Origin of the sequence: Brevibacillus sp. GCM10020057, from assembly GCF_042683565.1 — a bacterium.
GTDB lineage: Bacteria > Bacillota > Bacilli > Brevibacillales > Brevibacillaceae > Brevibacillus.
In genome coordinates, this window is sequence record NZ_JBHUJW010000023.1 from 302,536 (window position 1) to 325,503 (window position 22,968).

Consider the following 22,968-nt stretch of genomic DNA (forward strand, 5'->3'; position numbering starts at 1 on the left):
GAGGGAAGCATGATGAAAGAGACGGATCAACTGTCCGCCTTGCTGCCGCAAGAGTCTATCGCTTACGCTGAACGGATGAACATGCCATACCTTGGCTACCATCTGCTGCGAGAAACGCTCACGTCTGCCTTGCTCGGTGATAGCGAGAGCGCCATTCTATACTGGCTGGGAAAAGATATCGGGCAAAAGATCCCCGTCCAATCCCCCGCTGACGTCATCCTGACCTTCATGCGGCTCGGCCTCGGGCAGCTGGACATCATCGACCAGTCGGACCGGCGCATTCAGTACAAGCTCTCACACGCGATATTCCCCTACATGTCCGAGCAGCGCCTGGGCTGTGCCTTGTCCCTGGAATGCGGAATCATCGCGGGAGCCCTCGAAAGGGCGAGCGGACGCGAGACGACTGCCCAGCTTGTCCTGCAAGGTTCACGCGACATTCGCATCGTAGTTACTTCCTGAACAGGCCGCTTGCTGCCCGGGCAGGGGAACATGGGAATCCCCTCTTCCATAAACGGAAAGAGGGGAAATATTGCCAGCAGCAATATCGCAGCGTACCGATTACAATCCGTGCACGACCGCTGTCGTTTCCACATCCAGCCCATAGGCAGTATGCAGGCTGCGAACGGCCAACTCAGTCAAAGCGGCAGGAATGACGCAGGAGACCTTGATGTCCGAAGTCGATACCATTTTAATAGAAATTCCCTGCTCGGCCAGCACGCGGAACATCTCTGCGGCAACGCCCGGATTGTTCACCATGCCGGAACCGACGATCGATACTTTGGTCAAGCCTTCCTCGTGCTCGATTTTTTCAAACCCGAGCGATTCCTTATGGGCAGCAAGCGTGTCCAGCGTCTTTTTCAGATCATCCGATGCCACTGTAAACGAGATGTTCGTAACCTCCGCATCGAATGAGCTTTGGATAATGATGTCCACGTTGACCTGATGATCGGCCAATGTATTGAACAGGCGAGAGAGGGTCCCTACCTTCGCCGGCATCCCGAATACCGTAACCTTTGCGACATCCTCGTCATGCGCGACTCCACTTACCACTCTTCCAGTTTCCATGTTGGCAACCTCCTCTACGTACGTACCATCTTCAGCAGTAAAGCTGGAGCGGACGACCAGCCGTACCTTGTATTTTTTCGCAGCTTCCACCGAACGCGGATGCAGGACGCCTGCCCCGAGATTGGCCAGCTCCAGCATCTCGTCGTACGAAATACTGTCCAGCTTCCGCGCGGCCGGAACGACCCGCGGATCAGCCGTGTACACGCCGGACACGTCTGTGAAAATCTCACATTTGTCCGCATTCAGGCTCGCAGCCAAAGCCACCGCCGACGTATCGGAACCGCCGCGCCCCAGCGTCGTGATCTCGCCCGTGTCGCTGATTCCCTGGAAGCCCGCCACGATCACGACGCGGCCGCGCCCGAGCTCGGACTGGATGCGCTGTGTGTCAATTTGCTGAATGCGCGCTTTCCCATGGATGGACTCGGTCGTAATGCCTGCCTGCCAGCCGGTCAACGAAATCGCATCGTAGCCTTTCGTGTGCAGCGCCATCGACAGCAGCGCGATCGATACCTGTTCCCCCGTGGTCAGCAGCATATCCATCTCGCGCTCGGACGGGTAGGCGGTAATCTGTTTTGCCATATCCACCAGCACGTCTGTCGATTTGCCCATCGCCGAGACGACGACGACGATGTCATGTCCTTCTTCTTTATAACTGATAATTCGGTCCGCTACTCGCAAAATTCGCTCAATGGTTCCAACGGAGGTTCCCCCGTATTTTTGCACGATCAACCCCATGAGGCTTCTCTCCCTTTTCCTGTTATCCAGTTCTTCGCTGATCTTGATCCACTCGTATGGTACTCTTTTTTCTCTATGTTCATTCTGCGCTTGTATGCTTTCTTCCTATGTGAAAAAGGCACCGACGAGGAAAAGTACCTGCCGCTGCCTATTGTTTCGACATCCCGGTTCCTCCCTTCCAATACACGCGGACAGCGCACAGCACGACAACACCATACGTCATGACTCACACTGGCACACCGTGAGATAGCACTCCATCTGGCAACTGGTGATTGCACAGATGACAGTCCTGCGCTTGTTCAACGCAGACCCAGCATGGAGGAAGGCGGGTCCCTCTCCACACTTCGGCGAATTCCCCTTTCCCAATCCCTTCACAGACACCCGATCTCCGGGAGGTACTCTTGGTTTTCGCGCCTCTACCTCACTCCATCATGGAAGTGAGGCTAACTATTCTGTTTGAATCGGATTATATCACGGACAGGGGAGCGGTTCAATTCCTTTTTGCCCAATCGTCACGATTCCAGCTTGCGCAGATGGGAAATGATCTGCTTGGCGAGCTTGTCGCCGATTCCCAGCTGCCGGAAGTCTTCCAGCGTCGCCTCCCGCATCTTTTGCAGGGAGCCGAAATGGGTAAACAACAGCTTGCGCCGCTTCTCGCCGATGCCCGGAATTTCGTCGAGCCGGGAGGAGAGCATCGTCTTCGTGCGGGACTGGCGGTGAAAGGTGATGGCAAAACGGTGCACCTCGTCCTGAACGCGCTGCAGAAGGTAAAATTCGTAGCTGTCCCGCTTCAGCTCCACAGGCTCGGGCGGGTCGCCGAACAAAAGCTGTGCTGTCTTGTGCTTTTCGTCCTTGGCGAGGCCGCAGACGGGAATGTACAGCCCCAGTTCGTTCTCCAGCACGTCCATCGCCGCACTGATCTGGCCCCTGCCCCCGTCGATGACGATCAGATCCGGCAGCGCGCCGTTTTCCTTCAGCAGGCGCGTGTAGCGGCGGCGAATGACCTCCCGCATGGAGCCGTAGTCGTCCGGCCCCTCCACCGTCTTGATCTTGAACTTGCGATATTCCTTTTTATCCGGACGGCCATCGGTAAAGACGACCATCGCCGAGACCGGCTCCGTCCCCTGGATGTTCGAGTTGTCGAACGCCTCGATCCGGTGGGGAGTGCCGATGCCGAGAATGTGGCCCAGATTGTGGACGGCTTGAATGGTACGGGCGTCGTCCTTGGACATCAGTGCGAATTTTTCCTGCAGGGCGATTCTCGCGTTTTCCGCCGCCATCTGCACGAGCTCGCGCTTTTTGCCGCGTTTCGGGGCATGCACCTTGATTCCCAGCCACTCTCCCAAAAGCTCGGGGTCGCTGTTTTCGGGCAGCAGTACCTCCTTGGGCAGTGCATTTTGCTTGTCGTAATAAAACTGGGTGACGTACGACATGAAATCTTCCGCCTCCTCCCCGTAATACGGAAAGGAAGCCGTATCCCGCTCGATCATTTTGCCCTGGCGCATGTAAAAGACCTGGACGCACATCCAGCCCTTTTCCACCGCATAGCCGATGATGTCTCTGTCGACCGTATCGGCCAGCGTGATCTTTTGCTTTTCCATGACGGCTTCGATGCTCCTGATCTGATCGCGGTACTCCTTGGCGCGCTCAAATTCCATGCTCTCCGCAGCCTGCATCATCTTTTCCGTCAGCTGTCTCTTCATTTCCTCGTGGCCGCCGTCGAGAAACTTGCTGATCTCCTCGACGATCCGCTGGTTTTCCTCGTAAGGCACCTCCTGCACACAGGGAGCCAGACATTGCCCCATATGATAGTAGAGACAGACCTGCTTTGGAAGCGTGCGGCACTTGCGCAGCGGGTACAGCCGGTCGAGCAGTTTTTTCACTTCCGAAGCTGCCCCCGCGTTCGGGTACGGGCCGAAATATCGCGCTTTGTCCTTGATGACCTTGCGGGTGATCTCCAGCCGGGGCTGCGCTTCATTCGTAATCTTGATATACGGATACGTCTTGTCGTCACGCAGCATGACGTTGTAGCGGGGGTTGTGCTGCTTGATGAGGTTGCACTCCAGAATGAGAGCCTCAATAGCGGAGGAGACGACGATATATTCAAAATCGACAATCTCGCTCACCAGAAGCTGTGTCTTTCCGTCGTGGCTGCCGGTGAAATATGATCGGACGCGGTTTTTCAGCACTTTGGCCTTGCCCACGTAAATGATTTCGCCGTCCCTGTTCTTCATCAGGTAGCAGCCTGGCTTTTCTGGCAGTACAGCCAGTTTGTCTTTCAAGGAGCTGTTCAAGGCTGCTCCCTCCTTTTACGCTTCATCATCATTGCAGTCCGGGCTTCAGTAGCCGGGGGCGGTCATGGGACGATGCGCCGCCTTCCTCATGCCTGGCGAAATAGGAATGTACGTTCCACTTCCATGTTACCACGGATCAAAAGCGAAAAAAACTGCCGCACAGCTTGCATGCGACAGTTTCTTCGGCAAATATCTCCCGTTTCGTTGCTTAATGCTTGCGGCCGCCCAGGTACGCCTCTTTTACCCGCTCATCGTTGAGCAGCGATTCGGCCGTGCCGTCGAGGACGATCTGCCCTGCTTCCAGCACGTAGCCGTAATCCGCGATCTTCAGCGCCTGCCTGACGTTTTGCTCGACGATCAGGATCGTGGTGCCTTCCGCATTGATTTGCTTGATGACCTTGAAAATATCGGCTACGACAATCGGCGCCAGACCCATGGAAGGCTCGTCCAGGAGCAGCAGCTTCGGGCGGGACATGAGCGCGCGGGCAATCGCCAGCATTTGCTGCTGCCCGCCGGACATCGTGCCGCCGAGCTGGGACAGACGTTCCTTCAAGATCGGGAACCAGGTCATCATCTTTTCCATGTCTTCCTTGATGCCTTGCGCATCGCTACGCTGAAACGCCCCCATCTCCAGGTTTTCCAGCACGGTCATTTTCCCGAGGATGGCGCGGCCCTCCGGCACAAGCGCCAACCCTGCCTTCACGATCTGGTGCGGCCTTGCTCCGTCGATGCGCTGTCCGCAAAAGACGATGCTTCCGCTCTCGGGCTTGAGCTGTCCGGCGATTGTCCGCATGGTGGTCGTCTTGCCCGCGCCGTTCGCACCGATGAGGGAGACGATCTTGCCCTCCGGCACCTCCAGCGAAATGCCGCGGATGGCCTTGATCTGGCCATAGGAAGTCGTCAGGTTTTGGATACTGAGCATGCTTACTCCTCCTCCTTGCCGAGGTAGGCCTCGATCACGTCCGGATTGTTCTGGACCTCTGCGGGCGTGCCATCTGCGATCTTCACGCCAAAGTTGATGCAGACGACCTTGTCGCACAGGTTCATGACCAGTCCCATGTCGTGTTCGACCAACAGGACGGTGATGCCGTCGTCGCGAATTTTGCGCACGAGTTCCATCAGGGCCGCCGTTTCGCTCTCGATCATCCCGGCGGCAGGCTCGTCCAGCAGCAGCAGTTTCGGCTCGGTAGCCAATGCCCGCGCGATTTCCAGGCGGCGCTGCTGACCGTATGCGAGTGTGTCAGAGCGTATGTCGCGCACGTCCGACAAGCCGACGAATTCGAGCAAGGCTTCCGCTTTTTTCTCCACCTCGCGCTCTTCCCTGCGCTGGCTCGGCGTTCTAAGCAGCGATGCCCAGAAGCCCGCCTTCATCCGCGAGTGGCAGCCGATCTTCACATTGTCCAGTGCGCTCATATGCCCGAACAGGCGAATGTTTTGAAAGGTACGGGCAATTCCCATCTCCGTAATCTTGTTGGGGGCTACCCCGTTCAGCGTCTGTCCGGCAAACGAGAACGTGCCGGTCGTCGGGGCAAAAATACCCGTCGCCATGTTAAAAATCGTTGTTTTTCCCGCTCCGTTCGGCCCGATCAAGCCGACGATCTCGCCTTCCCGCACGCCGAAGGAAACGTCGCGCAAGGCAGTGATCCCGCCGAAGCTTTTGCCTACGTTCGCAAGTTCCAGCAGCACGTCACATTCCTCCCTTCGCTGCATTTCCCGCTTTGCCTTTGCGGCGGCGTAGCAGCTTTTGGAACGTATCGGTTCCGATCAAGCCGTGCGGACGGAACGCCATCACACCGACCATGATCAAGCCGTACATGAGCATTTTGTACTCGGCAAGCCCGCGCAGCACTTCTGGCAGCGCCGTCAGCACCAGTGCGCCGAACAGAGGGCCCCAGACGACTTCGCTTCCGCCGATTACCGCATAGGACAAAATCTCTACGACTTTGTGATAGTTGAAATCGTCCGGAGTAATCGTCGTGGTGATATGGGCGTACAGGCCGCCGCACAGCCCTGCGAGCACCGATCCGATGATAAACGCGAGCATTTTGTAATAAGCCACTTGCAGCCCCATGGCGCGAGCGGCCGTCTCGTCCGCCTTGATCGCCTCGAAAGCCCGTCCCAGCCGCGAGCGGTTCAGACGCAGGGTGAGGAACAGCACGACGGCGAACAGCAAGAGCATGAAGACCAGGGTCGTCAATGCCTTCATCTGAATGACGGAGATTCCCAGGCTCTGCGCCTTGAGGCCGATCGCCTTTTCAAAATCGTACAGGTAGTTACCGATCGACTTCAGACCCGTAAGTCCCAAAGCCCCGTTCGTCACCTTCATGTTCAGCAAAATGACGCGGATCACCTCGCCGAAGCCCAGCGTGGCAATGGCCAGATACAGGCCGTGCAGCTTCAGCGTCGGCGCTCCGATGAGCAATGCCACGATTCCCGCAGCCAAACCGCCGATCAGGATGGCGAGAAACAGCGGTACATCCGCCTGCTTGGACAAAATGCTGGCCGTAAAAGCACCGATGCTCATAAAACCGGCATGTCCGAGCGAAAGCTGTCCGGTCGACAGCGTGATATAGATGCTGATCGCGAGAATACTGTTGAGCAAAATAAACGTAAAAACCTGTAAATTATAAGGATTTAAAATATCCATGGCACACACCTCCCTTACGCTTTGCGTCCAAATAGTCCTTCCGGTTTCAGCAGCAAAATCACGATAATCAGGCCGAACGCAACGGCATCCCGGTAAGAAGAATCACCATAGGCGACGGTAAACACTTCGATTACCCCGAGCAGCACGCCGCATACCATGGCACCCGGAATGCTGCCGACACCGCCGAGAATCAGGACCGCCAACCCTTTGAAGCCAAGGGTCATCCCCATCGTGGGAATCAGGGCAGAGTAAGCCATTCCGATCAAAATTCCGGCTACTCCCCCGAGGGCAGACGCAAGCATGACAGTAATGATGATGACCATGTTCGTATTGATGCCCAGAATGTTGGCAGTATCCGTATTTTCCGCCGTAGCCCGGATCGCTTTGCCCATCTTTGTCTTTTGAATCCAGAAGTGCAGGACAAACATCAGAATCACGGAAATGCCGAGAATGACGAGATCGACGCCGCGAATTTGAATGACGCCCAAATCGAACGGCTTGTCCCCGAACGTCTGCGGAAAGGCCCGGCTGTCAGCGCCAAACAGCTTGTGCATGGCCTCTTCCACGAGAATGGCAAAGCCGATCGTGCTGATCAAGGACGCCAAATGGGGGACGTTCTTTTTACGGAGCGGGCGCAGCGCCGCAAACTCCAGAATCAGTCCCAGGATGGCCGAGACGACGATGGACACTATGAGTGCAACTCCGAGCGGCATCTGCATGCTCGTCATCAGGACGAGTCCGACCAGCGAGCCGAATATGAAAATTTGACCATGCGCCATATTGATGATGCCGAGGACACCGAAAATGAGCGTGTATCCCAAAGCGATCAAGGAGTACGTGCTGCCGACTGTCAAGCCATTGACTAATTGCTGCCAAAACAACTGCCTCACCTCACTGTAAAATGCTTTCCTGATTGGGAAAACGCACTCCCGAAGGCTGTGGAGACCGCTTCGCCGCGGCAAGTTATTCTCGCTGGATCAGCAAGCGAAAGCTCGGCGTTTATGCTTCCTGATCCAGTTAGAAAACTTGGCTCCGCCACATTGGACGGAGCCCTTCCTTGCTTGCGGGACGTGCGTTTCTTTCTAAAGGACAGCCCGGGAATCCCCGGGCAGCATCTTTACTCAAATGGTACGTACTTTCCGTCTTTTGCCACAACGACGACGGCATCCCCGATCGGATTGCGCTTCTCGTCAAAGGAAAGCTTGCCGGATACGCCCGAGAAGTCTTTCAGTTTGGCCAGCTGGTTTCTCAGTTCTTCGCGGTCTGCCTTGCCTGCTGCCAGCAAGGATTGGGACATGATGTAGAGAGAGTCGTACGCTTGTGCTGCAAATTGGTCAGGCTTTTTGTTGTATTTGGCTTCAAATGCTTTTACGAAGGATTGCACTTTCTCGTCTTGCTTCTCAGGGCTGAAAGGAGTGGCCACGATCAGACCATCTGCAGCCGGTCCAGCGATTTCAAACACTTTCGGGTTGTTGAAGCCGTTGCCGCCCAGAATCGTTCCCTGGAAGCCGAGTTCGCGGGCTTTTTTCACGATCATGGAGCCTTCTTTGTACAGGGCGGACACGAGCAGGGCATCCGGATTGGACTGTTTCAGCTTGGTCAACTGTGCGGAGAAGTCGACGTCGCCGTTGGAGAAAGTTGCTTCGCCCGTAACTTCCAGACCCAATTTTTCCGCTGTAGCTTTCATCACTTTGTAGCCGTTCACGGAGAAGTCGTCGTTGGCCGCGTAGATCAGCGCTACTTTTTTCAGGCCCTTCTTCTCGACTGCCGCTTTCATCGCAGTAGGAATCGCGATCGATTCAGGCAAGGAGTTGCGGAATACGTATTCGCCGATATCGTTGATGCCCTCGGATGTGTTGGAGATCCCGAAGATCGGCACTTCCGCTTCGTTGGCGACCGGACCCGCCGCAAACATTTCACCGGAGAGCGTAGGTCCGATAATCGCGACGACATTGTCCTGATTGATCAGCTTATTTACGGCGTTGATCGCTCCTTCTTTCTCACCGCCAGAATCTTCAAACTTCAATTCGATCTTGAGTTTTCCTTTGTTCGCTTCGTTCAGCTCACTCTGCGCCAGCTCCAGACCTGCTTTTTGCGCTTCGCCGTAGGCTGCGCCTGACCCGGACAAAAATCCAACCACGCCGATCAGCGCCGTAAATTCTCCACTGCCCTCTTGTGTTGCCGGTGCTGGTGTCGAACCGCCTTGGCTTGCTGGGGGTGCCGCATTGTTGCCGCTGGAACAGCCGACCATCAAGACGGCGCCCAATGAAATTGTTGCCAGTGACTTCAGTAAACGAAATCCTTTCATCGAAAAATCCTCCCTTAATTTTATGAATCTTTCTAAAATACTGGAATATATGAATTTTAATCAATCAAAAGCGAAAACGCAAACAATTTTCTCACAGTAAACTTTGTTTTTTGCTAAACGATCGCTCATCATTTATATACGATTGTCGCTTTTTGGCAATTTCCTTTGTTGATCCGGCATCTCGGGAAGGCGGGGCATTTCCCTTTCACGCACACGAAAAAGCGGCATCCCCGGGGAGATGCCGCTGCCTATACTGACCTTATGCTATTACAAATGTTTGCCAACGGTTGCCATCAGCGCTTCTTTTGGCTGGAAGCCGATGACTTTGTCCACTGGCTGACCGTCCTTGAACACGATCAGGGTCGGGATGGACATGACGCCAAAGCGTCCGGCAGAGTCTGGATTGTCATCCACGTTTACCTTCACGATTTTGAGCTTGGAGCCGACTTCTTTATCAATTTGCTCCAGAACAGGCGCGATCATTTTGCAAGGGCCGCACCAGGGAGCCCAGAAATCAACGAGAACTGTACCGCCTTGCTCGACTTCCTGGGAGAAATTTTGGTCAGTACCGTTTACAATCGCCATGAGCCGTTACCTCCTTGAATTCAATTACGGAAAAAGGTTCCACACGCATCAGTATATCATCCAAACCTGAAAATGACTACGGCGCCGAACACTTTCCACGCACTCCATCAGGCAATAGTCTGTCCAGCCAGGTGCCTCTCCCATTCACCCCGCCGAAAGCGTACTCCGTCCGGGCAGAAACCTTGGCTGTGCCACCCCTTCGCTGCAAGGCCCGATCAGTCCGCATCCTCCCGCTGCAAAAAAAGCGCCCGAAATAACGGGCGCCTGACTTGCTTTTCCTGCCGGTTCACTACACCAGCACTTTTTTGAATTCAGCCGTCAAGAGCGGCACTACTTCAAACAGATCGCCGACAATGCCGTAGTCTGCTACCTGGAAGATCGGCGCTTCCGGATCTTTGTTGATCGCTACGATGACCTTGGAGCTGGACATCCCGGCCAAGTGCTGAATCGCACCGGAAATGCCGCACGCGATGTACAGGTCAGGGGTAACTACCTTCCCGGTCTGACCGATCTGCATGGAGTAATCGCAATAGTCGGCATCGCATGCGCCGCGGGATGCGCCCACAGCCGCACCAAGCACGTCAGCCAGCTCATACAGCGTGTTGAATCCTTCCGCACTCTTTACGCCGCGGCCGCCGGAGACGATGATTTTCGCCTCGGACAGGTCCACTTTGCCGCTCGTCTTGCGCACGACTTCTTTCACGATGGAACGCAGGTCCTTGATTTCCAGCTCCACCGGAACCACAGTAGCAGTCTTGGACGCATCTGCCTGCCCCGGCGCAATATTGTTGGGGCGTATAGTAATGAAAGTTTTTCCATCAACAAATTTACGTTGTTGAAAAGCTTTTCCGGCATAGATCGGGCGAACGAATACCGGACCTGCTTCCACACTGATGACATCAGAGACGAGACCGTAGCCGAGACGGGCTGCCACCCGCGGTGCTACATCGCGGCCGATCGCCGTATGGCCGAGAACGACCGCATCCGGATTGGCCAGCTCGATCAGCTGTGTCAATGCCTGGGAATACGCATCCGGGGTGTATTGGGCAAGTGCGCTGTTATCTGAAGTATACACGGTGCCCGCGCCGTGATGTCCGAGCGTTACTGCCAGTTCAGCAGCGTTTGCGCCAAATACCGCTGCCACTACTTCTCCGCCTTCTGCCAATGTTTGCGCTGCAGCCAAAGCCTCCAGCGACACGTTGCGAAGCTGTCCGTCACGTACTTCTGCCAATACCAGTACCTTTTTCATGGATATCCTCTCCTTCTCGCTTAGATCACTTTCGCTTCGTTGCGCAGCAATTGGACCAGTTCAGACGCCTGGGCCGCCAGATCACCGGACAAGATGCGGCCCGCCTGTTTTTTCGGCGGCAGCGTTTGATCCACGATCTCGGTCTTGGCCTTAACCTCTGCGGCAGACAGATCCAGATCATCGGCAGAGAGGCGCTCCAACGGTTTTTTCTTCGCTTTCATGATCCCGGGAAGGGAAGGGTAGCGCGGTTCGTTCAGACCTTGTTGGGCGGTAATCAATACCGGCAAACTCGTTTCCACTACTTCGAGGTCACCCTCTACATCGCGCTCCACGCGTACCGACGTACCGCTTACTTCCAGTTTGACAGCAGTGGAGACGTGGTTGATGCCGAGCTCTTCGGCGAGGCGAGGCCCGCCCTGCCCTGCGCCGGAATCGACTGCCATCTGACCGCCAAGGATGATGTCAAAGCCCACTTTTTTCGCTACGGCCGCCAGCACCTTTCCGGTCGTAAATTCGTCTCCGAACAGGTCTTCGTCATCCACCAGAATCGCCTTGTCAGCGCCCATTGCCAATGCGGTGCGCAGTGCGCTTTCCGCGCGGTCCGGACCGATGCTCACGACAGTTACTTCCCCGCCGTGCTCTTCCTTCAGCTTGATCGCTTCTTCTACCGCATACTCATCGTACGGGTTGATGATGAACTCCACGCCGTCTTCGGAAATTTTTCCGTTTTGGATGACGATTTTTTCTTCTGTATCAAACGTTTGCTTCAACACAACCAGAATATTCATGACATTGCCCTCCTCCGAAATGGCATTGCAGAAATGAACTTGCTAGCGGTCAGTGAAAACCGGCTTGCGTTTTTCCAAAAAGGCACTTACGCCTTCCTTAGCATCTTCTGTCGTGAACGCATCGCCAAACAGCTTTGCTTCCAGTGCCAGTCCTTCTGACAGCGGCAGCTCTGCCGACCCTTGAATGGCAGTCAGCGCCAGCTTCAGTGTCACTGCGCTCTTGCTCGCGATCGCACTCGCCAGCTTTTTGGCTTCCTCCAGCAGCTGCTCCGCCGGATAAACCGCTTCCACGAGTCCGATGCGCAAAGCCTCCTCGCCGCCGATCATCTCGGATGTGAGGATCAACTGTGTCGCTTTGCCCCGGCCGACGAGACGCGGCAAACGCTGCGTACCGCCGTATCCCGGAATCAGCCCCAGGTTCAATTCAGGCAAGCCCAGCTTGGCTTCGTGGGCAGCGAGTCGTATGTGGCAAGCCATCGCCAGCTCCAGTCCTCCGCCCAGGCAAGCGCCGTTGATGGCGGCAATGATTGGCTTCGGAAACTTTTCGAGGCGATCAAACAGCGCTTGACCGCTTTTCGACAACGCTTCGGCATCCGCCGCTTTAAGTCCGGTAAATTCCTTGATATCCGCTCCCGCAACAAAGAAGCGCCCTTCTCCGGTCAAAACGATCACTTTGATCTGCTCGTCTCGTTCCCATTGATCCAACAGCTCATTTAGCTGCGCGAGCACAGGCTGGCCCAGCGCATTGGCAGGCGGGTTGGTGATGGTGGCTACGGCGACGCGATCTGTGATCTGCACATTCCAACGCGAATCCATTTCTCTCCCCCCAAACGGTATCTCTTTACGAAAAACTTCTCACAAACAGAAGTCCCTTTCAAAAAGGCTGGTTTCCTTTTTCAAACTGAGCGAACGCTCGGTCTCTCATCATCATTGTAACAAAGCTGGCCATGCAAAAAAAGCATTTTCTTTTATCATTTTCCCTTCAAGCCGTTCAGGAAGAGGTTATGAATGGAGTCCGCGTGAGAGACAAGATCGTACTTGCACTGTTTCATTACCCAAGATGTCGTCACTTCATCCAGCGTACCAAAAATCATTTTCCGCGCCATCCTCACATCGAGAGCGGACGAAAAAACTCCTTTGTCCATCCCTTCCCGGATGACTTCCTCGATCAGGTCGAAGTACAGCTTCATGACGTTGCCGATGCCTTCGCTGATCTGCGGATTGGACTGGCGCAGCTCGATTTGCGTCACTCTGGCCAAATCGTGGTCCTGGGACAACTGGCTTAAATGCGCATGCACGAGAACATACAATTTTTGCTCGATGGATGATGCTTCTGCGATCTGTCTGCGGTTTGTTTCAACAAAATTGCCCATCTTTTCGTTGAACAGAGAAATCAAGATATCATCCTTGTTTTCAAAATAGAGGTATATGGTGCCGTCCGCTACCTTCGCCTCTTTTGCAATTCTGGATACCTGGGCGTTGTGATAGCCCTGCCGAGCGATGACGCGAACCGCAGCATCTATAATGGCCTGATACTTTTCCCCCGTTTTCTTCGCCATACATAACCTCCATCTTTACGGACAATGACAATAAAATGAATGACTGTTCATTCATGATCAGTTTATATCAGGCTGCTGATTCGTGTCAATCATGACTGCAGCATGATGGGAGATTGATTCCTACCCTTTGTCTGACCCCGTGCGAAAAGCCCGCTCTCCTTCACGGAAACGGGCCTTTTGCTTGCTGCGCTCAGCTCGTTTTGATCTGCTCAGAATCAGCCTCGCGCCGTTGTTTGTCTTCGTCTTGCAGCTGCCGCCGAAGCACCTTGCCTACCACCGTTTTGGGCAGCTCGGAACGAACCTCGTACTGCCGGGGAATCTTGTAGGCGGCGAGATGCTTTCGGCAGTGTGCTTCCAACTCCTCTTCGCTGACCTGCTGCCCCTCCTTGAACACGATAAATGCCTTGACCGTCTCACCTCGGTACGGGTCCGGCACGCCGATGACGGCTGCCTCCCGGATGGCCGGGTGTTCAAACAGCACTTCCTCGACTTCGCGCGGATAAATGTTATAGCCGCCTGCGATGATCATGTCTTTTTTCCGGTCTACGATGTAAAAGTAGCCTTCTTCGTCCATGTATCCCATGTCGCCGGTCAGCAGCCATCCGTCACGCAGGACGGCAGCCGTCTCCTCCGGCCGGTTCCAGTAGCCTTTCATCACCTGCGGCCCCTTGACCGCCAGCTCGCCAACCTCGCCCTGCGGCAGTGCCTCGCCGGTTGCGAGATCGACGATGCGACAGTCCGTATCCGGCCACGGCAACCCGATGCTGCCGGATTTGCGCCTGCCCCAGATCGGGTTGGAATGGGTCACGGGAGATGCTTCCGTCAGACCGTAGCCCTCCACGAGTTTGCCGCCCGTCAGTTCCTCGAACTTGTTCTGCACCTCGACCGGAAGCGGAGCCGAGCCGCTCACGCACGCTTCGATAGAAGACAGGTCGTGGTTTTTCAGGTCCGGATGGTTGATGAGGGCGATGTACATCGTCGGAGCGCCCGGAAACAGCGTCGGCCTTACTTTATCAATCATCTCCAGGATTTGCTTCACGTCGTACTTCGGAACGAGTATCATCTCGGCTGCAATGGATATTCCCTTGTTCATGACAGTCGTCATCCCGTACACGTGAAAAAGCGGCAACGCACCAAGGATTCGCTCCCTGCCCTTTTTCAGTTTGTAGAGCACCGCCTGGCATTGCATGGCGTTGGCGATGAGGTTGCCGTGGGTCAGCATGACGCCTTTGGCTACGCCTGTCGTCCCTCCGGTATACTGCAGGAGGGCGATGTCGTTTTCCGGATCAATCTCGGGTTTCACCGGATTGACAGCGCTTTCTTTTAATATAGGAAGAAACGGCTCAACTTCGCTGCCGTATGGGACTTGCGGATAGTGCCCTTCTTTCTTTTGCACCAATGGGTACAGCAGTTTTTTGACAAAGGGAAGGAAATCAGCAATGCTCGTCACAATGAGTCGTTTCAGCGGCGTCGAAGCTTTTATGGCTGACACCCGCTTGTATAACCGATCAAGCGTAATGATCGTCTCTGCTCCCGAATCGTTCAGCTGGTGGATCAGCTCCCGCTCCGTGTAGAGGGGATTGGTCATGACGACGGTAGCCCCGGCAAACAAGGCTCCGTAATAGCTGATCACTGCCTGCGGCGTATTCGGCAGCATGATAGCGACTCGATCGCCCTTTTTTACGCCGCGATCAATCAAGGCGTGGGCAAATTGGTACGACATCTGCAAAAGCTCGCGATAGGTAATGCGCTTTCCCATGAAATAGATCGCATAACTGTCCGGATAGTCTGCTGCGGACTGCTCCAGAAAAAACGTCAGCGGAAAACGGGGGTATTCCAATGACGCTGCAGTTTCGGGCGGATAATTGGCAATCCAAGGTTTGGCATTTGACATGGGCACACCCTCCATCCCTAAGTGGCCTTGCCTCTCCCGTATGATCTACATTCATAAGCTCTTCCTTCTGTTTATTATATTCTTAAAATAGCTAATTTTACAACTTTTCTCGGCGGTAATTCACAATTTCTGGAATGTCCGTTTCCTTTCCTGAACAAGCGCAACAGGAAGGTCAACCGGACGGGCGCCTTCCTGTTCGTTCTTGCCGTCTATTGGGACAATGCCTGCAAGATTTGCTGATGGACCCTCTCGCGCTCCGAGCTGGGGACCAGGTGATACCAGCCAAGGATGCCGTTGTGCCAGATGCGCTCGTCCTGGCCGATGAGCGTGTCCGTGCGGAGCGCATTCGGAGTCGCATCGCCGTACGAGAGGAGCAGCGAGGCGATCTCTCCTTCTGTCAGGTCCGTCTTCACGTGATTGCCCAAAATCTCCATCAGCGAAAACGCCTTGGAATAAGCCTCGACGGTAGCCCCCTTCGCTGCCAGTGCCCTGACGATCTCCTGCTGCCGGTTGATACGCTGGTAGTCGCTGTCTTCCCTGCCCAGGTCGCTCTTGCGGAAGCGCGCGTAATCGAGCGCCTGCTCCCCTGTCAGCGTCTGCAGCCCCGGCTGCAGGTCGATGTACGTGTCGTCGCTCGGGTCGCTGTACTTCATCCGCTTTTTCACATCGACCGTGACGCCTCCCAGCTCATCGACGATTTGCCGGAAACCATCAAAATCTACCGACATATAGCGGTCGATTTTCACATCGAGAAATTTTTCCAGCGACTCCTTGACCATCCTGGGACCGCCGTACGCCATGGCGTGATTGATTTTGTCGTAGCCTTTTCCGGCGAGCTGCATGTAGCTGTCGCGCGGGATGGAGAGCAGATAGGCCGACTGCCTGGAAGGGTGAATCGCTGCCAGCATGATCGTATCCGAACGCGCGCTTTCCCCGTCACGGCTGTCCACGCCGAGCAAGAGCAGCAAAAACGGCTTCAGCGGCTCGCCGGTTGTCAGCAGATCGCGTGGCGGCAGGCTGGCAGAGGCTTGCTTGACCGCGCCTGTGCTCCCCTCGATCGGAGCGTACCATTTCGCGGTCATCTGCTTGTACTGATAGGCAGTGTACGCCACGGTTACCAGGGCCCCGATCAACAGACACGAGAGCGTATGAAACAAGATGTTTTTCCAGTGCTTCTTCCAGAATGAGAATTGCATCATGGCAAAAAGCCTCCCCCTATTGGCACCCCTGCCTTTGCCGCGCTCAGACAGGGACTTGCTTCCATTTTTAACAGGGGAGGCTTTCTTTAAACGTTTGGGAACTGCATTTTCATGCGGCTCACGCGCGTTCAGCCGCGCTCTACGACCATCGCCATGCCCATCCCGCCGCCGACGCACAGGGCGGCAAGGCCGCGCTTCAGCTGACGGCGCTTCATTTCGTGCAGGAGGGTGATGACGATGCGGCAGCCCGTGGAGCCGACCGGGTGCCCAAGGGAGATGCCGCTGCCGTTTACGTTGGTGATCTCCCTTGGCAGCTCGAGCAGCTTTTCGACCGCCAAATACTGGGCGGCGAACGCTTCGTTGATCTCGATCAGCTCGATGTCAGACAGGGAGAGCCCGGCTTTTGCCAACGCCTTTTTCACGGCCGGAACAGGACCGTAGCCCATCAAATCCGGTTCGACGCCCGCCCACGCCCAGGAGACGATTTTGCCCAGCGGCTCGATGCCCAGCTCGTTGGCTTTGCTCTCGCGCATCAGCAAGGCAGCGGACGCTCCGTCGTTCAGTCCGGAAGCGTTGCCCGGCGTCACTGTTCCATTCGGGCGGAATCCCGGCTTCAGCTTGGCGAGCCCTTCCAAGGTAACGCCTCTGCGGGGGAACTCGTCGGTGGTGACGAGCGTCTCCTCCCCCCGCTTGTTGACGGGAACGCCGATGATTTCCTCGGCGAACAGGCCGTTGTCGATGGCGCGGATCGCGTTCTGCTGGCTGCGCAGGGCGATTTCGTCCTGCTCCTCGCGCGTGATGCCGTAGCGGTCGACCAGCCGCTCCGCCGTCTCACCCATCAAAATCTGGTGGTGCGGATCGGTCAAAAGCTCCCACATGGCGTCTGTCATCTGCCCGTGGGTCAGCCGTTTGCCCCAGCGCGCGTCTTTGAGCACATAAGGTGCATTGCTCATGCTCTCCACGCCGCCGGCAATCACGATCTCGCTGTCCCCGAGCAAAATTTCCGAGGCGCCGCTGGCCAGCGCCTGCATCCCGGAGGCGCACTGACGCTGCACGGTAAAGCCGGTCACTTCTTTGCCAAGCCCGGCGTCGATGGCCACGACGCGGGCGATGTTTGGTTCATCGCTGCGCTGGATGCAGTTTCCGAGAATCACTTCGTCGATCAGGCTTTTGTCTACTCCAGCCCTGTCGATCACGCCCCGGACGACGATCTCTGCCAGCTTGCGAGCGCTTACATCTTTCAGCGCGCCGCCAAACGAGCCGATCGGCGTGCGCCCGGCAGCAGCAATCACTACTTGTTCCATTTGCATCCCCTCCATACTTTTGACTTTTCTTTATTGTCTCATATGTCAGTTACAAATGGGCATGCCGAAAAAGTTAACGGCGTTTTCTCAGCATAAACGTGACCCACTCGTCGGACTGGCGCTCTTTCTCCAACTGGTAGCCGGCCTTTTCGTAGGTGGTGAGCACGTGCACCCGATTCCATTCCACAATCCCCGAGAGGATGACCAGCCCGTCCGGCGCGATGTGCCTTTCGACGACGGGCAGCATGGCGATGTCCTCGTCTCCGCCGATATTCAGCAGGATCAGGTCAAACGGCTTCGGAAGCAATTTTTCCACTTCCGGCTCCAGCGCATCCCCGATCACGACGTTCACGGATGACTCCGGCAAATGGTTGTTGCTGGCATTCACCAGCACCTGGTATTCACTCTGCGGATTGATGTCTACGGCCCATACCGGGCGTCTCGCTCCGTTCAAGGCGCAGTACAGCGACAAAATGCCCGAGCCTGTTCCGATGTCGAGAACGCGTTTGCCGGTCAGCGGCAGCTCCTGGAGAAACAGCAGAATATCCTGGGTCGTCCCGTGGTAGCCGGTCCCGAAGGCTGCGCCCGGATCAATCCACAAAATGTGTTTCGCCGCTTCGAGAGCCTGCGGATCGGTCCACGTCGGGGCGATCCACCAGTCGCCTACCTGCACCTCGCGAAACTCATCCTTCCAGGAGTCATTCTCTTCCGGGACGAGCTCCACCTCTTTCACCGTCACCTGGCCCTCCCACCGGGCGAGGTATCCCGAGAGCCGCTCGACATGCTCTTCCTCGCTGCCCTGCATCGGCTCGAACAAATACCCGACGACAGGACCGTCAGTATTTTCCGCGTAATCGTATCCGTTTTCCGTGGTCAGCACCTCGATCTGCGGCTCGATCCAGCCCAGCGTGTACGGGCTGGTCAGCACTTCGGCCACGAACCTGTCTTCCGCCTCTCTTTCTACCAGCAAGGTGTATTTCAGCCACATCTTTTCCATGATCGCCTGCTCCTTTCCGCATGCCGTCCATTCATTTATCTGTATCGTATGTACTTCATCATTTCATAAGGAACTGCCTGGTCAACGCAGTGCGTCAACATCCAACTGTCAATGGCGAGGATGCCAGTCTGCATGGTATGATAGTAGAATGGACGATTTTTCCGTTGGGAGGTTTACCATGTTTGACGAATTTTTTTACCGCCGCCGCAAAAACAAGGGGCTGTACGTGATGATGATCGCCCTGATCGTTCTCGGTATCGGCATGTTCGCACTGGGCTTCCTCTATCTGTTTTCATGACGCAAGCCTATTCATTATACCTTATCTGGCCGAGCGCGATGCAGGGGAAGCAAGTTTTTACTAGGGTTGCTTTACTTCCCCTCGTTTACTCGATTATACTTGAGAATGTATTTTTCCTGTACGTTTGATATAGAAAGAAGGTTCACTCCATGTCGCGAATTCTCATCTCCGGGTATTACGGCTTCAACAATGCCGGAGACGATGTGGTCTTATACGGGATTATCAGCTCCCTCAAGAGGGAACAACCAAATATTTCCCTGGCCGTCTTGTCCAATCAACCAGACCGTACAGCGGAATTGTTTGGGATTGAAGCGTATGACCGCTGGAGCTTCGGTACCATCGTCCGCGAGCTGATGCGTAGCGACATGCTGGTGATGGGCGGTGGCACGCTGATGCAGGACGTCACGAGTCCGCGCAGTGTCCTCTACTATTTGGGCATCGTCACGATTGCCAAGCTGCTTGGCAAGCCTGTCGTCTTTTACGCGCAAGGGTTTGGCCCGATCCAAAGACCACTCAGCCGCTCCATGATCAAGCGGGTGGTCAACAGGGTAGACGTCATCACCGTGCGCGATTACGAGTCTGGAGAAGACTTCAAATCCTGCGGGGTAACAAAAGCGCCCATTCATATAACGGCCGACCCTGCCCTGACCATTTCTCCGGAAGACGTCTCGGACCAGCGCGGCCAGGACCTGCTACACGGACTGTTCGCAGATCCGCAGAAGCCGCTGGCCGCCATTTCCGTGCGCGACTGGAAGCAAGAGCAGGCTTTTAAGCAGGTCATCGCCAAAGCCGCCGACTGGTTTGTCCGGCGGGGGTGGAACGTGCTGTTTTTGCCGATGCACGTGCCGAGCGACCTCGCCCCCTCCCGCGAAATCATGGACCAGATGCAGGAGCCGGGGGCGCGGTTGCTCGATGCGCCGGTCAATTTCCACGATATTATGTCGGTGCTGAAGCAATGCGACTACGTCGTGGGCATGCGCCTGCATTCGCTGATTCTCGCCTGCATGCTGCGGATTCCCTTTATCGGAATCTCCTACGACCCGAAAATCGACCGTTTCGTTGAGCGGGCCGGGATGCCGAACGCAGGACATATCACCCAGCTGGACGAAGCCTCCTTCCTCGCCTTGCTGTCCGAGCGGCTGGACCGGCTGGCGCAGGAAGTCGCCGTCGTGACGGAGCGATCCCGCGTTCTCGAAATCGAAGCAGCCAAAAGCAGCGAGCTGGTCCTGCAAGCACTGCGCCAAAAAGGCTGACCTGGAAGAAAGGAGGACAAGCAGATGTCCGTTTCCTCTCGACTGTTGATGGGAATGAACCGATGGTTTCCTCTCCCTGTCCACCCTTTCAATCTGGCGAACAACGGAGAGATGAGCTATACCGAATGGCAATTTCAAAAAGGGGACCAGACCATCCAGTTCTTCCTCCCCTTTCACTCCCAGGAGCAGATGTTCCGGGACAAGACCGTGCTCGATATCGGCTGCGGCGGCGGCGGCAAGACGTGCTACTACGCCACGTACGGGCCGAAAAAAATGATCGGCATCGACATCGTCCCGCACTACTCCGAGGAAGGCAACGCGTTCGCCAAGGAAAAGGGACTCGGTGACGTCGTCTCCTTTATGACCGCTGATGCGGCGCGCATGGACTTTGCGGACAACACCTTCGACACGATCATCATGAACGACGCCATGGAGCACGTCAGCGAGCCGGAAAAGACGCTGGAGGAATGCTTCCGGGTGCTGAAGCCGGGCGGGCACCTGTACATCAACTTCCCGCCATACTACCACCCGTACGGAGCCCATCTGTCGGATGCGATCGGCATTCCGTGGGTGCACGCCCTCTTTCCCGAGCAGGCATTGATCGACGCCTACAAGCAGCTCGTGCGCGATTTGCCAGACGGTTCTGACCGCATTTCGTTCCGCTTTTCCACGCGCCCTGACGGCAGCGAGACGATCTCCTACATCAACCGGATGACGATCAAGCGCTTCCGCCGCATTCAGCAAGGCGTGACCCAGCCGGTCGTCTACCAGAAGGAAATTCCGCTGCGGGGGCAGCTGGCTGGCCTGGCGAAGCTCCCGGGGCTGCGCGAGTTTTTCGTCAAAATGGTCGTTTGCGTGTATCAGAAGCGCTAGCGGCGATCCGCACCTTGGCTCACAACCTGGCTCCGCCCATTTTTAGGCGGAGTCTTTCTTTGCCAAAAAAGGGTGTCCCCTGTCCCGAACAGACAGTGCGGACACCCTTTTTGCATCGTCTTTTGCTTCGCTACTGCACTTTTGACTGCGCCGCTTTTTTGCGAACGGCATGGATCAACGAGCGCAGCCTGTTGCCTCCCGGGAGCCAGTCCAGCTCCTTTTCCTCGATCAACGGAATCACCAGCAAAAAGCCAAGGTAGACGATCAGGCCTACTCCGACCCCCGACACCGTCTCCAGCGCTCCCAGCAATCGAACCTTTTCCTTCCCTGCCAATAGCAAGCCGACAGCCTCCGTCGTTCCCCACGCCATGATCAGCATCAGATTCGCCACCAGCAGCGGGTACAACGTATCAAAACGCCAGTTGATCGGTACGACGACCAGTCGATTGATCGTGCGCATGTTCAGAATGCAGACGAACGCCGTCGCACACAGCCACGACAGGGAGAGGCCGTCCATCCCCCAGAGAGAGGTAAAGACGAGCGTAGCCGCAGCTTTGACCAGAACGCCGTAGAACAGGTGGCGCGCCGGGATCTTTTCTTTTCCCAGCCCCTGTAAGATGCCGTTGGTCGCAAGCAGCAGCGACAACGGGATCGCGCTGACCCCAAGGATCGCCATCGCCCGCGTGCCTTCCATGTCGCCATAGAGCGACAGATTCGCTCCCTCCGCCACAGCGGTCAGCCCCAGTCCTGCAGGCAGGCCGATCAGCCAGGCAAAGCGCAGCGACAGCTTGGTCAACGTCGTGACGCGCTCGCTGTCCTTTTGCCGCATCGCCTCGGCGATGGCCGGGACGATGGAGAGGGCGATGGACGAGCCGAACAGGCTGGCCATTTGCAAAAGCGGGCCTCCCCGGCTGTAGATGCCGAACCACGTATCGGCGGTCAGCCCGTCGACGTTCCAGATGTAGCGGAAAATATTGATCGCCAGAAAGGAATCCGTCAGGCTGAAAATCGGAATGACCAGGGCGCTGATGCAGATCGGCCAGGCAATCCGCCACATGGAAGCAAAGAATGCGCGGTCGTACCACCAGTCGAGGCGATTCCAGCCGGCATCCGTAAACACAGTGTTCTTGCGGTTGTGCAGCCACATGAGCAAGGCGAGAAAGCCAAGGCTGAGCAGCGTACTGATCATCGTGCCGAAGTTCACCCCGGTGATGACGTTGTCCGTGTCTTCCCCAAGCGACACCAGATAGAGCGAGGCCACGAGGATAAATACCACGCGCAGCGTCTGCTCGACGATCTGGGACAGCCCGACGTACAGCATCTTCTGATAGCCGTAAAAGAAACCGCGAATGACGGCGATCAGGGGCACGAACAGCAGCGACAAAGAGATCGCCCGAATCGGCTCGATCAGGTGCGGATTCCCCATCAGCCTGGCAATCAGTGGAGAAGTGACGTACAAAATGGCAAACAGGGCGATGCCAATGGCCCCCATCATCACCATGCTGCGGGCGAGAATTTGGCCGACCAACCCTTGCTTGCCCTCCGCCAGCGCTTCTGCAATCACTCTGGACAAGGCCACAGGGACACCTGCTGTAGCGAGAATCAGGAAAGTCAGGTAGAGCGGATAGACTTCCTGATAGAGACCAAGGCCGTTGTCCCCAACGATTTCCTGCAGCGGAATGCGGTAGAACATCCCGATCACTTTGGACAAAATTCCCGCGACAGCGAGAATCAACGCGCCTGCGAGAAAATGGCTTTTTTTCAACATGGGAAACTCCTTTTTTCAACGTGTGTAAACTTACCAACAGACTTGAACACACAAATCCATTCTCTATCCTACTATCAAATCCCCCATCCGGCAAACAGGTATAACGATGGAATTTGGCAGCAATACTGATGAAACACAGATTGCAACGACTT

The 22,968-nt window shown here is 55.9% G+C and carries 20 protein-coding genes and 1 riboswitch; of the genes, 3 read left to right on the forward strand and 17 right to left on the reverse strand.

The window, feature by feature from the left end; translation table 11 throughout:
- Positions 1–12: 12 nt before the first annotated feature.
- Positions 13–459 (forward strand): DUF2507 domain-containing protein, encoded by a 447-nt coding sequence (locus ACFSO0_RS08360; RefSeq protein ID WP_376878836.1) that lies wholly within the window; start codon positions 13–15, stop codon positions 457–459.
- A gap of 99 nt (positions 460–558) precedes the next feature.
- On the opposite strand, the gene ACFSO0_RS08365 is transcribed toward ACFSO0_RS08360, so the two are convergent.
- From ACFSO0_RS08365 to ACFSO0_RS08440, 16 genes are all read right to left on the reverse strand, one after another.
- On the reverse strand, positions 559–1,800 hold the full coding sequence (locus tag ACFSO0_RS08365; RefSeq protein ID WP_376878838.1) for an aspartate kinase: 1,242 nt from the start codon (positions 1,798–1,800) through the stop codon (positions 559–561).
- 239 nt (positions 1,801–2,039) lie between these two features.
- Positions 2,040–2,227: riboswitch (Lysine riboswitch) on the reverse strand.
- A gap of 85 nt (positions 2,228–2,312) precedes the next feature.
- Positions 2,313–4,094, reverse strand: coding sequence for an excinuclease ABC subunit UvrC (uvrC, locus tag ACFSO0_RS08370; RefSeq protein ID WP_376878840.1), 1,782 nt, complete (start codon positions 4,092–4,094; stop codon positions 2,313–2,315).
- A gap of 208 nt (positions 4,095–4,302) precedes the next feature.
- A complete protein-coding gene (locus ACFSO0_RS08375; RefSeq protein ID WP_376878842.1) occupies positions 4,303–5,016 on the reverse strand; it encodes an ABC transporter ATP-binding protein in 714 nt (237 codons plus the stop codon).
- Between the two features lie 2 nt (positions 5,017–5,018).
- The gene (locus ACFSO0_RS08380; protein WP_376878844.1) at positions 5,019–5,780 is read right to left on the reverse strand and encodes an ABC transporter ATP-binding protein; all 762 of its coding nucleotides are present in this window, start codon (positions 5,778–5,780) and stop codon (positions 5,019–5,021) included.
- A gap of 1 nt (position 5,781) precedes the next feature.
- Positions 5,782–6,741 (reverse strand): branched-chain amino acid ABC transporter permease, encoded by a 960-nt coding sequence (locus tag ACFSO0_RS08385; protein WP_376878846.1) that lies wholly within the window; start codon positions 6,739–6,741, stop codon positions 5,782–5,784.
- A 14-nt stretch (positions 6,742–6,755) separates the two neighbouring features.
- Positions 6,756–7,622 (reverse strand): branched-chain amino acid ABC transporter permease, encoded by an 867-nt coding sequence (locus ACFSO0_RS08390; RefSeq protein ID WP_376878848.1) that lies wholly within the window; start codon positions 7,620–7,622, stop codon positions 6,756–6,758.
- 236 nt (positions 7,623–7,858) lie between these two features.
- Complete coding sequence (locus ACFSO0_RS08395) at positions 7,859–9,049, reverse strand: ABC transporter substrate-binding protein (protein ID WP_376878850.1); 1,191 nt, start codon at positions 9,047–9,049, stop codon at positions 7,859–7,861.
- Between the two features lie 267 nt (positions 9,050–9,316).
- On the reverse strand, positions 9,317–9,634 hold the full coding sequence (trxA, locus tag ACFSO0_RS08400; RefSeq protein ID WP_376878852.1) for a thioredoxin: 318 nt from the start codon (positions 9,632–9,634) through the stop codon (positions 9,317–9,319).
- Positions 9,635–9,923: 289 nt separating this feature from the next.
- The gene (locus ACFSO0_RS08405) at positions 9,924–10,883 is read right to left on the reverse strand and encodes an electron transfer flavoprotein subunit alpha/FixB family protein (RefSeq protein WP_376878854.1); all 960 of its coding nucleotides are present in this window, start codon (positions 10,881–10,883) and stop codon (positions 9,924–9,926) included.
- Positions 10,884–10,903: 20 nt separating this feature from the next.
- On the reverse strand, positions 10,904–11,671 hold the full coding sequence (locus tag ACFSO0_RS08410; protein ID WP_376878856.1) for an electron transfer flavoprotein subunit beta/FixA family protein: 768 nt from the start codon (positions 11,669–11,671) through the stop codon (positions 10,904–10,906).
- 42 nt (positions 11,672–11,713) lie between these two features.
- A complete protein-coding gene (locus ACFSO0_RS08415; protein ID WP_376878858.1) occupies positions 11,714–12,487 on the reverse strand; it encodes an enoyl-CoA hydratase in 774 nt (257 codons plus the stop codon).
- A 155-nt stretch (positions 12,488–12,642) separates the two neighbouring features.
- Positions 12,643–13,230: a fatty acid metabolism transcriptional regulator FadR gene (locus tag ACFSO0_RS08420; RefSeq protein WP_376878860.1), complete on the reverse strand. Its 588-nt coding sequence runs from the start codon at positions 13,228–13,230 to the stop codon at positions 12,643–12,645.
- A 190-nt stretch (positions 13,231–13,420) separates the two neighbouring features.
- A complete protein-coding gene (locus tag ACFSO0_RS08425; protein ID WP_376878862.1) occupies positions 13,421–15,124 on the reverse strand; it encodes a long-chain-fatty-acid--CoA ligase in 1,704 nt (567 codons plus the stop codon).
- A gap of 209 nt (positions 15,125–15,333) precedes the next feature.
- Complete coding sequence (locus ACFSO0_RS08430; RefSeq protein WP_376878864.1) at positions 15,334–16,323, reverse strand: LCP family protein; 990 nt, start codon at positions 16,321–16,323, stop codon at positions 15,334–15,336.
- A gap of 128 nt (positions 16,324–16,451) precedes the next feature.
- Positions 16,452–17,627 (reverse strand): thiolase family protein, encoded by a 1,176-nt coding sequence (locus ACFSO0_RS08435; protein WP_376878866.1) that lies wholly within the window; start codon positions 17,625–17,627, stop codon positions 16,452–16,454.
- A 73-nt stretch (positions 17,628–17,700) separates the two neighbouring features.
- Positions 17,701–18,624, reverse strand: a complete 924-nt coding sequence (locus ACFSO0_RS08440; RefSeq protein WP_376878868.1) for a 50S ribosomal protein L11 methyltransferase — start codon at positions 18,622–18,624, stop codon at positions 17,701–17,703.
- A 447-nt stretch (positions 18,625–19,071) separates the two neighbouring features.
- On the opposite strand from ACFSO0_RS08440, the gene csaB reads away from it, so the two are divergent.
- Both csaB and ACFSO0_RS08450 read left to right on the forward strand, forming a co-directional pair.
- Positions 19,072–20,175: a polysaccharide pyruvyl transferase CsaB gene (gene csaB, locus ACFSO0_RS08445; RefSeq protein ID WP_376878870.1), complete on the forward strand. Its 1,104-nt coding sequence runs from the start codon at positions 19,072–19,074 to the stop codon at positions 20,173–20,175.
- A 24-nt stretch (positions 20,176–20,199) separates the two neighbouring features.
- The gene (locus tag ACFSO0_RS08450; protein WP_376878871.1) at positions 20,200–21,048 is read left to right on the forward strand and encodes a class I SAM-dependent methyltransferase; all 849 of its coding nucleotides are present in this window, start codon (positions 20,200–20,202) and stop codon (positions 21,046–21,048) included.
- 130 nt (positions 21,049–21,178) lie between these two features.
- On the opposite strand, the gene ACFSO0_RS08455 is transcribed toward ACFSO0_RS08450, so the two are convergent.
- On the reverse strand, positions 21,179–22,816 hold the full coding sequence (locus tag ACFSO0_RS08455; RefSeq protein WP_376878873.1) for a putative polysaccharide biosynthesis protein: 1,638 nt from the start codon (positions 22,814–22,816) through the stop codon (positions 21,179–21,181).
- Positions 22,817–22,968 lie beyond the last annotated feature (152 nt).